Annotated in this window: 11 protein-coding genes and 1 pseudogene; 5 read left to right on the top strand and 7 right to left on the bottom strand. The window is 32.7% G+C overall.

The genetic code is table 11. The features are described from left to right. Nucleotides 1-97: 97 nt before the first annotated feature. The 6 genes from LrDSM24759_RS07170 to LrDSM24759_RS07145 form a co-directional block, all read right to left on the bottom strand. The gene (locus tag LrDSM24759_RS07170; protein WP_117118811.1) at nucleotides 98-385 is read right to left on the bottom strand and encodes a transposase; all 288 of its coding nucleotides are present in this window, start codon (nucleotides 383-385) and stop codon (nucleotides 98-100) included. Between the two features lie 72 nt (nucleotides 386-457). Beyond that, complete coding sequence (locus tag LrDSM24759_RS07165) at nucleotides 458-1318, bottom strand: DUF6612 family protein (protein WP_117118810.1); 861 nt, start codon at nucleotides 1316-1318, stop codon at nucleotides 458-460. A 103-nt stretch (nucleotides 1319-1421) separates the two neighbouring features. Continuing rightward, nucleotides 1422-2345 (bottom strand): HNH endonuclease, encoded by a 924-nt coding sequence (locus tag LrDSM24759_RS07160; protein ID WP_117118809.1) that lies wholly within the window; start codon nucleotides 2343-2345, stop codon nucleotides 1422-1424. Further along, nucleotides 2346-2993, bottom strand: a complete 648-nt coding sequence (locus LrDSM24759_RS07155) for a YfbR-like 5'-deoxynucleotidase (RefSeq protein ID WP_117118808.1) — start codon at nucleotides 2991-2993, stop codon at nucleotides 2346-2348. A 140-nt stretch (nucleotides 2994-3133) separates the two neighbouring features. Next, nucleotides 3134-3274 carry a hypothetical protein gene (locus LrDSM24759_RS07150; RefSeq protein ID WP_117118807.1) on the bottom strand — a complete coding sequence of 47 codons (141 nt, stop codon included), beginning with the start codon at nucleotides 3272-3274 and terminating at the stop codon, nucleotides 3134-3136. 88 nt (nucleotides 3275-3362) lie between these two features. After that, a complete protein-coding gene (locus LrDSM24759_RS07145) occupies nucleotides 3363-3773 on the bottom strand; it encodes an iron-sulfur cluster biosynthesis family protein (RefSeq protein ID WP_117118806.1) in 411 nt (136 codons plus the stop codon). A 191-nt stretch (nucleotides 3774-3964) separates the two neighbouring features. Here LrDSM24759_RS07145 and LrDSM24759_RS07140 point away from each other — a divergent pair, with 191 nt between their 5' ends. The 3 genes from LrDSM24759_RS07140 (at nucleotide 3965) to htpX (ending at nucleotide 6632) form a co-directional block, all read left to right on the top strand. After that, nucleotides 3965-5071 carry an SLC13 family permease gene (locus tag LrDSM24759_RS07140; RefSeq protein ID WP_117118805.1) on the top strand — a complete coding sequence of 369 codons (1107 nt, stop codon included), beginning with the start codon at nucleotides 3965-3967 and terminating at the stop codon, nucleotides 5069-5071. Between the two features lie 104 nt (nucleotides 5072-5175). Next, entirely contained in the window at nucleotides 5176-5733 is a 558-nt protein-coding gene (locus LrDSM24759_RS07135) for a LemA family protein (protein ID WP_117118804.1), read from the top strand. Continuing rightward, complete coding sequence (htpX, locus tag LrDSM24759_RS07130; RefSeq protein WP_117118803.1) at nucleotides 5733-6632, top strand: zinc metalloprotease HtpX; 900 nt, start codon at nucleotides 5733-5735, stop codon at nucleotides 6630-6632. The genes LrDSM24759_RS07135 and htpX overlap by 1 nt, the downstream gene beginning before the upstream one ends. Before the next feature lie 53 nt (nucleotides 6633-6685). On the opposite strand, the gene LrDSM24759_RS07125 is transcribed toward htpX, so the two are convergent. Next, nucleotides 6686-7495 carry a zinc ribbon domain-containing protein gene (locus LrDSM24759_RS07125; RefSeq protein ID WP_117118802.1) on the bottom strand — a complete coding sequence of 270 codons (810 nt, stop codon included), beginning with the start codon at nucleotides 7493-7495 and terminating at the stop codon, nucleotides 6686-6688. Nucleotides 7496-7697: 202 nt separating this feature from the next. Here LrDSM24759_RS07125 and LrDSM24759_RS07120 point away from each other — a divergent pair, with 202 nt between their 5' ends. Next, a complete protein-coding gene (locus tag LrDSM24759_RS07120) occupies nucleotides 7698-9092 on the top strand; it encodes a C39 family peptidase (protein WP_117118801.1) in 1395 nt (464 codons plus the stop codon). Nucleotides 9093-9470: 378 nt separating this feature from the next. After that, a pseudogene (locus LrDSM24759_RS07115) lies at nucleotides 9471-9788 on the top strand (hypothetical protein); the annotation flags it as partial.

Here is a 9788-nt window from a genome sequence, read left to right as displayed (position 1 = left end):
TTGAAGTTCTTTGATTTGTTGGTCTTTGCTTTTCATGAGATGGTCTGCCTTTCTTGTGATTAATGACATTATACCCATCTTCTTTGTATTTGCGAATCTAATTATGGATTAGACCACTATTAGGTAAAGCTAGATCTAGAGAAACATGGTCAGCTAGCTCTTTATTGATAAGTACTCTTTTAATGGCAGCTTCTTTAAAATAAATAGGATAAGTAGTATGTGAACGATTTAAAATGTTAAGTCCATAATGATCTATTAATTTAAGCAGATAACGGATATTAGTTGAATTAACTCCATATTTTTTACTTAACCATGTAGAAGATTTTCCATAATTTTTCCAATAATTATAAATATTAATTTTATCTCGCTTTGTTAATTTAGACATAATAAAACCCCGAAATTCTTGTCCGAATTTCGGGGTTCATATCATAAAAAGAGGTCCTTTTTTAATTTCTATTTATTCTATACTATTCATTCTATTAACTACATCATCTGAAAGCGGCGTGGCGTTCTTTATCTTACTTGGAACTTCTAAATTTCGATACTTACCAATTTTATTAATTGTTTCTTTTTCTCTAATCTTTATACCTTTATAAGTCATTTCAAAAGTAACATCCAATTTTTCCACTCGATAATTACTCTTATTAATCGTTTCTTTCATGGTTAAATTTTGAAGACGTGCATCTTTTAAAATTTCTTTATTCATGCCTAATCCTTCAGAATTTTGTCCTGTCATCCCTAAAGTGGAACGAGCAAAGTCACGAAAAGCTTCTTTTTCCTGCAAAGTAGTTACTAAGGATAAAATATACTTATCTTTTGTATTTATTAACTTCATTTGACGTTGAATTTTTGCTGAAGGATTAACAAACTTATTAGTATTAGAAGCTAAATCTGTCTTTAAAGCATTAATATCAATGATCTTACTTTCTTTTTTCGCCTTATACCATTGTTTACCACTAGGGGCTAAATAAATATTTTTGTCATCAGTCCATTCCTTACTGCTTCCCTTCACTTCACCTGCACTACTTGTTGTTTCCATCTCCATAATAAATGGTTGATTACGAAAAGCACCTTTTAGACTACTCTTCATCATTTTGTCATTGCCCGCTGCTAACTCAATATTTAGCGTTAAGTATCCATTTTCGATTGGATGCTTTTTTATTTTGGCTACAATGTCAGATACTGTATTTTCATAATTGGAGATGTCATTGATTGATGTACGAGCTGATTGCTCGGCATGCGAAGTCGGCTTACTACATGCACTTAATGGCAATACAAAAGCTACTAAGCCCAGTAAACCTATCCATCGTTGATTCAATTTTATAACTCCTTAATTAAATTTTCTCTCTCCACTATTATACCTAAAAAAGCTAATTTTCTAGGGATTAGCGTAGAAAAAAAGAGGTTAGTTTTAACCTCTTTCAAATAATATCTGTTGTTTGATTTTCTTGAGCTAATTTCCAACCAGACTCAAAATATGTTTTTCTTGTATTACGCAAAGTATCATAATCACTTTGTAAACTATCAATTGCATCATGTAATTTTTTATTTTGTTTACGCATCGCATTTAATTCAGGATCATTAACTACGCCACGTAAGTGCACTTGACCAGCCAGGTCTCGTTTTGCTTGAGCAAATTCTTCTTTTAAATTGGCTAGTGTATTTTCATATTGAACTAAACGTTTATTTACCGTCTTTAGACGACTATTTAACTCGATAAATAAATTATAGGGCATATTTGATTTTATGCGATTACATTCACTGCAAGATAAAATCAAATTATCTGAATCATTATTTTGTGACAATGAAACCGGGTCTTTGTGATCAACACTAGTACCTTTACGTCCACAATATTGACAGCGATAATTATATTTGCGTCTAATTTGTTCACGATCAATATAATCTAGTTCGTTTAAAGAAAAGTTGATTTCTAAGTTTAACTTTTGCATGTTAACAGCAAAATCCACATCATTTCTTGGGACATAATCAATTATCTTATCTTCGCTCTTAATAATTGCTTGATTAAAAATTTCACGTTTTATTTGTTGTTGCGCTACTTCATTACCATCATAATCTTGAATAAATGCTTCGTAAGCCTTGCGCTGTTTTGTAGGCACTAAAAATTTTTCATTTTTTAGTTTATTACTTTCTGTTTTCCTGCCAGCAAAACTATATAACATAATGAGGGCCAGCTCTTGAATTACTTTATTTTCATATTCATCAGGATTTAGCCCACGTGTTAGACAGATATCACAAATACTCGTTAACTTTGGATTGATTAAGCCTTCTTGCTTAAAATGTAAACTATTAATTCTTAAGCCGCACGAGGCGCACTGTAACTTCACTTAGTCTTGATCTCCCATTAATAAAATACTAAAGGCAATTCTTTGCATCTTATCTTTTGCTGCAAAATCACCTTCAAACAAGTCCGGTAAAATCTTTTTAATAAAATATTGCACACAAACTAAATCATCGAAAGCCTTGATAGTTTCCAAGCTTTCTCTAAACATTTGCATAAAGACAGGATTAGGATTACCTAATTCGATTTCACCATAAGCTTCATAAAGTAAATCTAATTTGTCACATACTGATAAGATCTTGCCTTCTAAGGTATCATCTTTAGCTTCAGATAAACGCTTACGATAAATTTCTTGAAATTCTTTTGGAATTTCATCTTTAATAAATTTATCAGTCATTGTTTCTTCAACTTCGCCAATCATTTTACGAAGTTCGGGTGTTGCATACTTAACTGGCGTCTTAATGTCACCAATAAAACGTTCAGTATAATCATGATTTAAGCTCTTTTCATAAAGTGCTTTCCAATTAACTTCTTTTCCACCAATCACTTCTTCAATATCACCCATCATTTGAGCAAGCTCAGCAGTGCGAAATGAGTGATCCGCAACAGAGTGGTGTTGGTACTTAAAATAACCCGGTGCACGGTCAATTGACTCTAAACTATTAAAACCTTGAATATATGCATTTAAACCCATTTGCTTACTCCTTTTCTTTACTCTAATTCAAATCCATTAAAATTTTTTCTATATTATCAAAAGTATTAAACCAATGCAATATATAAGATAAATAAAAAAGAGAGAATGTTTATTACATTCTCTCTTAGGTGTAAATTTAATTACTTATTTTCGTCTGCAGCAGCTTTGTTTAAGAAAGCAACAACTTCAGCAGCTCTCTTAACGCGTGCCTTGGAGTTCTTCTTGTTCTTAGGTCTTAAGTTAGGAGTAACACCAGTGTTATAGTTTTCACCTTTACGCATAGATCTATACTTCCTCTCAATTTAAATTTTCGAAAATCTTTTATTATCTTATCATGAAAAAGACTTAAATAGCAAGAAGACTTTGAATTTAACAGATTTTTCCACCTAAGTTTTTCATTTCTGACTTAGTTAATTTTTGGCTACTATCGGTATTAATTGTCACTGCACCATCAATTATTCCTTCATCACTTGAAAGTGACATAACTGCATCCCTAGCATTTAATACTAAGCCATTTTCAAGAAATTGAAGTTCATCATTTGAAGTATAAAGGTCTAAGCCCATATTATTTTTGATTTTAACATCATAATGGGGATCTTTTTCAGTTAACACTACCAATTGGAAGTTAGCACCAATAGTACAAGTACCACCAAGTTTAGAATAAGCATTTGAACCATCATTCAATGCCAAAAGAACAATTGAATTTGGTTTAATTTTTGACTTAATTAATTTTTGAGCTGGTTCCTTAATTTTAAGTTGAACATTATTTTTATCGAGCATGAAATCCCTCCTCAAAACTCTATCTTTTACTAACTAAAGTATAGCAATAATTAATCAAAAAGATTAATTTTTTGCCTATAAATACTGTAATTTAAAATTTGTATAATAAAAAAGAGCTGCGAACTGTTGCGAACTAAGGAAAAAGAGTTCAAAATAGAAGTTGTTGATTTAGTTATTAAGAGGGGAACTCAATGACCGTCATCAAGAATATCGCAAGGGACCGTATCCTTCAGGTAACGGCCGTACTGACAGTTGTCAGTCTTTTTTTTGCGCGACCACGAATACAAGATATTAATTTTCATACCTTATATTCAGTCCTCGCCATGCTGACAATTATTCAAATCTTTTCTTATTTACATGTTCTTGATGTGCTAGCGTATAAATTAACTACTAGCGCAAGAACCACGAGAAGATTAACAGCTATATTTACTTATCTATCTGTAATATCTGCTATGTTTTTAACTAATGATATTACTGTTTTAACTTTAATACCCTTATATTTGACGATTGCCCATAAGCATCATTTACCCGAAATTCTTCCTGTTACTCTAATTGGAATGGGAGCAAATATTGGTGCAGCTTTTACGCCATGGGGTAATCCTCATAATATTTTTATTGTTAATACTTATTCCGTTACTCCTGGAAAGTTTTTTGGTTGGTCATTACCCCTTTTAATTGCTAGTTTAATTTTACTTACTGGTCTACTTTTTGGTGTAAAAAACACCCCCATACCATCAGTGCCCTTAGAAAATATCCACATTAGCTGGCGCCCCACTATTTTAACTATTTTAGTTTCTGTCTTTTTCTTTTTTGGGGTCTTTAATATTGTGCCTGCTTATGTTCCGGCAATTGTAGCAATTATTTTAGCAATTTTTATCAATCCGCGAATTTTATTGTATTTAGATTATGCTTTACTTTTAACATTTACTTGTTTCTTTATCTTTATTAGCGATATTCAACAGGTACCTTTAATTGTTGCTATTGTGCAACATACAATGTTTTCTAAACATTCTGTTTACCTAACTTCGATTATCTCTAGTCAATTTATTTCTAATGTACCTTCAACAATTTTAATTGGTAAATTTACTAGTTTTGCAGAATCACTTTTCTTAGGTTCTAATATTGGTGGTTTTGGTTCAATCGTAGGCTCAATGGCCAACATGCTCGTTTTCAAATCTTTTGCAGAAAATGGCACAGTCTCTAAAAGCAGATTTTTCTGGATTTTCTCAGCTCTACAATTCTTTGGCTTATTGGTTCTGACGATTTTTGGCTGGTTAATACTTGATTTTGTTTATTAATAGTTAATTTATTTTAAAGACATACTAGGTATGTCTTTTTTTGTATATCAAAATTAGATAAAATAGACTAAATTCAATTATTAACAACTAAGGTGGAGGACATCATGCTTTTACTCGGAATTATCATTATTATCATTATTTTATTAATTGGACTTTACATTGCTATTTATAATGGGCTACAAAAAGCCAAAATTCATGCTCAAGAAGCTTGGAGTCAAATTGATGTTCAATTAAAACGTCGTAACGATTTAATCCCTAATTTAGTAGAAACTGTTAAAGGTTATGCTAAACATGAAAGTGGTACCTTTGAAAAAGTTACCCAATTACGCAACCAATTAAATCAAGTACCAGCCAATGATCATGCCGAAACAATGAAGGTTTCTGATGAATTAGCCAATTCACTTAAATCAGTTTTTGCCCTAGCTGAGGCATATCCTGATTTAAAGGCCAATCAAAACTTTTTAGCCCTTCAAGAAGAATTAACTAATACTGAAAATAAGATTGCCTATTCTCGTCAACTTTATAACTCAACCGTTGCCTTTTATGATCAAAAACTAGTTACTTTTCCATCTAATATTGTGGCGTCTATTCATGGCTTTCAAAAAATTGCTTACCTTGAAACCCCAGCTACTGAAAAAGAAGTTCCTCAAGTTAAGTTCTAATGTTATATCAACAAATTGCACGCAATAAGCGTAAGACACTATTTTTATTAGTTGCTTTCATTATCATTTTAGCTTTAGTTGGTGCTGGGGCAGGATATATTTTTGCAAATAATGCCTTAGTTGGAATTATTTGGGCTGTACTAGGAAGTCTAGTATATTTAGCTATTGTCTTGCATAATCCTGCTAATTTGGTAATGAGTATGAACCATGGTCATGAAATACATGAAGTAGATGATCCAGAACTTTGGCATATCGTTGAAGATATGGCAATGGTTGCTCAAGTCCCTATGCCAAAAGTCTATTTAATTGATGATCCTAGTCCAAACGCTTTCGCTACCGGTCGTGATCCTCAGCATAGCGCCGTGGCTGTAACTACGGGTCTACGCAAACGTTTGAATCGTGAAGAGCTTGAAGGCGTTCTAGGACATGAACTTTCTCATATTCGCAATTATGATATTTTAGTTTCAACTTTTGGCGTAGTTTTAGTTGGAGTTATTTCTTTTATTTCTAGTTTTGCGGCCCGTTATGTCTGGTGGTTTGGAACTGACGATGGCGACCGTGATGATGACAAGGACAACAGTCCTATCGAAATAATCTTTAAAATAATTGCAATAATTTTTGTTTTTATTTTAGGACCACTAGCCGCTTCCCTAGCTCAAATGGCACTTTCACGTAATCGAGAATACCTAGCTGATGCTAGTTCAGTAGAACTAACTCGTAATCCTCACGGCTTAATTTCTGCCTTAGAAAAAATCTCTAATTCCCAACCTATGAAGGCGGCTGATCGTTCGAGTGCAGGGATGTATATTGAGAATCCCTTTCATAATCAAGGCTGGTCACATTTATTTGACACACATCCGCCCACCGCAGATCGAATTAAACGTTTAGAAAAAATGTAAGCAAAAAACGATAGGTAAACCTATCGTTTTTTGTTTTGAAATTATTTAAAAGTTTAAAGTTTAAATGCAGTACTTAATTGACTAATAACTGACGTAATAGCAGATTTTGCAATAAAGTAGGCAATAAAACAACCAATAATTAGTCCAAGGAAAGTAATTAATGTGCCCCAGATTTTATCATTCTTTCCTTCACCATTATTAATCACTGGGACTAAAACGGCTGCCATGAAAACGTAATATAAAATTACAAATAAAATTCCAATAATAGTTGCACTATCTACAGAAATCAAGGCTAGTAAGAACATTAAAAGACTAATTATCATATTGTAATTACTATATTGAGCCACTTCATTGATGTAAGATAAAACATCAACTTGACCACCATAGATAAACTTGCGTCCTAAAATACCGAAACCAATAAAACAAACTGCTACTACTAAAATAGCGAAAAATGCACTTATGGAAAGACTTGAAATACTTCCACCCATAGCGTTATTAGCATAATTTTGTGCTTCATTTTGTACGTCTGAACCAAAGGAACCAAAGCTACTCATACTGGTACTTACGGTCTTAGAAAGAAAGCCAGCTAATAATCTCCAAATAGTTAATGTAGTTAACAAAACTACTACAAGAATATTTACAATTCCATACCATTTTTCAGTTTTCAATTTAGCGGTTGGACGTTTCCATGAATTTACTAACCACTCCCAGTAAAGTGAGAATCCATTTGGTTGAGCAGGAACTGTTTGCACTCTTTGTTGAGGCTGAGTTTGTACTTCAGGCGCTTGTAATTGCGCACCACAATTTGTACAGAATTTAGCATCCACTTCAACTTCTGCACCACAATTTGGACATTTTTTCATTTTAAAACTCCTCTATCTATAAAATATTACTTTTCGATTATACCCGATTTAAATTAAGATTTGTATACTAGTAAAAAGTTTCCTTTTTTATATCTTTTTACTAAGATTCAATTAAATAACTATTTTAAAAAAGTAGCTTCATTTTATATCAACTTATGTTATAGTTGCTTTTGGAAATATTATATTTGGAGGAAAAGAAAGAATGAAGACAAGATCTGCAATGTTATTGTCAGCTTTATTTGCGGCTGGTGTACTTGGCGTAAACGCAGGTACTGCACATGCTGATACTATTAATGGTTCAACAGCTCAGACTTCTGTTGTAAATACATCTGAAGCTCAAAGTCAAAATACTACTTCAGTAAATTCAAATAACACTAACAATAATCAACCAGTACAAGCAACCAATAACACGCAAATTGCCAACTCAGTTGATAATAATGTTAATCGAAGTGAACAAGTAAATACTTCTGCACCTGCAGTCAAACAAGAATTTACTGGAAAAATTAATTATGTTCCTGGTTATGGTGTCAATCTCTGGAAGCTTAATGAAGATAAATCAGTCAGTTGGATTGCTCCACGTCGTTTAGCTGCTGGTTCAACTTGGAAAGTCTTTGGTTATACAGATGTTAATAATAACCGCCTTTATAACTTAGGTGGCAATCAATGGGTGTACAGTAAATATATTGTTAATGTAAACGCCCCATCTACTCCTACTACTTCTAATAGTAGTGATATGACACCATTAGCTAAAAATTCTTTTGTAGTGGTGGCTTATACTCCTCACTACGGTATTGCCGTTTGGGCACAAAATGGTAATGGTCTCAAGTTAGCAGGCAAAACTTTACCAAATGGTTCTGCTTGGAATGCTTTTGGTAAGAAAAACTTTAACAACAAGACTTTCTATAACTTAGGTGGCAACCAATGGGTAGATAGTAGCTACGTTGTTGAAGGTACTTCAACTGGTAAATATGCTGTTTTAAAGAGCAATGCTAGTTCTCAAGAATTCTATACTAGTCAATACAATCCTGTTTTTGCTCCATGGGGTTGTGCTTCCTCAGCTTTGTCTATGCTTATGAAATATGATGGCAACTGGAAGAATGTTCCTGGAACTACCGAAGCTCAAAAATTAAAATACATGCAAGATCACCTACCTCAAAATTATAATGGTGGTCAAATTGGTAATCCATATACTGGGGCCGGATTTAAGAGTGTAATTACTTCTAAAGCTTTAGCAAATTATGCACATTCTTTAGGTGACAGCCGTATTAAGGATATTTCTGGTGCTAATTTAAATACTATCGCCAAGTTAATTGAAGCTGGTCATCCAGTTCTTTATTATGGTTGGTCATCATATGATGGTGGTGGTAACAAAGCTAGAAACCACTGTAAAGTAATTTTTGGTTATAATCCTGCCAATAACACTTTCTTAGTTCATGATCCGCTTTACCAATACAAACACTTCTACAAAGGTGGCGGAGGCCAACGTGAAGGTGTTTACAATGGCTACGATCTTGGTCCTATCGCTTGGGTAAGCTATTCTTCTTTAAGTCGTGAATTTGCTTACCGTGGTGGTAACAACGCTTTAACTATCCAATAAATAAGTTAAAGCAAATAGAGTTTATAAAAAAACGCATCAATTATGATGCGTTTTTTTGTTGGTTTATTTGCTTTTAAAAGCCTATAAAATCAGCGTTTTATTTTATAACACATGATATTCCATTCCAAAATTATATATTTTCAACTTTTTAAAAAATTTTTTCAAATTATTTTAAACTCTCTTTTTAAAATAACAACTATTACTAAATGAGTACTTTTAGCTATTGCAAAAATAACGGTTGTAATTGTTATTTATAACAAACTGTTATTTAAACCTATACGCACCTAGACATGCACTCAAAGTCTGCTATTATAACGTTGTTGAGAGAAATTGAGAAAAACATGTTACTAATTTTTTAGAAAGTTGAGAAGAATATCTATGAAGAACGTTAAATTGTTATCTAAAATTTCTATTGCTGCTTTATTAACTGTTGGTGGAGTTGCTACTGTTAACCAAGTAAATAATTCTGTTAAAACTGAAACTGTTCACGCTGCAACTACTGAACAAACCAGAATTACTCTTCCAGCTGGTTACACTGCAAGAAGAATTTTAAACGTAAACAACAACCGTATTTCTAACGCTGACAAGAGAGCTTTAGTTCAAGCTTCACAACAAGGTATGAAACAATATACCTTCTACGACAACAATGCTAAAGATAAAACTACTATGGTTAACACAACTAACATGACTTGGAGT

The organism is Lactobacillus rodentium (genome assembly GCF_003423665.1).
In the GTDB taxonomy this organism is placed as follows: Bacteria; Bacillota; Bacilli; order Lactobacillales; family Lactobacillaceae; genus Lactobacillus; species Lactobacillus rodentium.
Note: the sequence above shows the minus strand (reverse complement) of the source record. Positions and strands in the feature narration are given on the sequence as shown.

What these genes read in the sequence shown, in the direction of transcription:
- htpX (WP_117118803.1), top strand. Translation starts at nt 5,733, where the DNA reads ATGTTATATCAACAAATTGCACGCAATAAGCGTAAGACACTATTTTTA.
- LrDSM24759_RS07150 (WP_117118807.1), bottom strand. Translation starts at nt 3,274, where the DNA reads ATGCGTAAAGGTGAAAACTATAACACTGGTGTTACTCCTAACTTAAGA.
- LrDSM24759_RS07135 (WP_117118804.1), top strand. Translation starts at nt 5,176, where the DNA reads ATGCTTTTACTCGGAATTATCATTATTATCATTATTTTATTAATTGGA.
- LrDSM24759_RS07145 (WP_117118806.1), bottom strand. Translation starts at nt 3,773, where the DNA reads ATGCTCGATAAAAATAATGTTCAACTTAAAATTAAGGAACCAGCTCAA.
- LrDSM24759_RS07155 (WP_117118808.1), bottom strand. Translation starts at nt 2,993, where the DNA reads ATGGGTTTAAATGCATATATTCAAGGTTTTAATAGTTTAGAGTCAATT.
- LrDSM24759_RS07170 (WP_117118811.1), bottom strand. Translation starts at nt 385, where the DNA reads ATGTCTAAATTAACAAAGCGAGATAAAATTAATATTTATAATTATTGG.
- LrDSM24759_RS07120 (WP_117118801.1), top strand. Translation starts at nt 7,698, where the DNA reads ATGAAGACAAGATCTGCAATGTTATTGTCAGCTTTATTTGCGGCTGGT.
- LrDSM24759_RS07140 (WP_117118805.1), top strand. Translation starts at nt 3,965, where the DNA reads ATGACCGTCATCAAGAATATCGCAAGGGACCGTATCCTTCAGGTAACG.
- LrDSM24759_RS07125 (WP_117118802.1), bottom strand. Translation starts at nt 7,495, where the DNA reads ATGAAAAAATGTCCAAATTGTGGTGCAGAAGTTGAAGTGGATGCTAAA.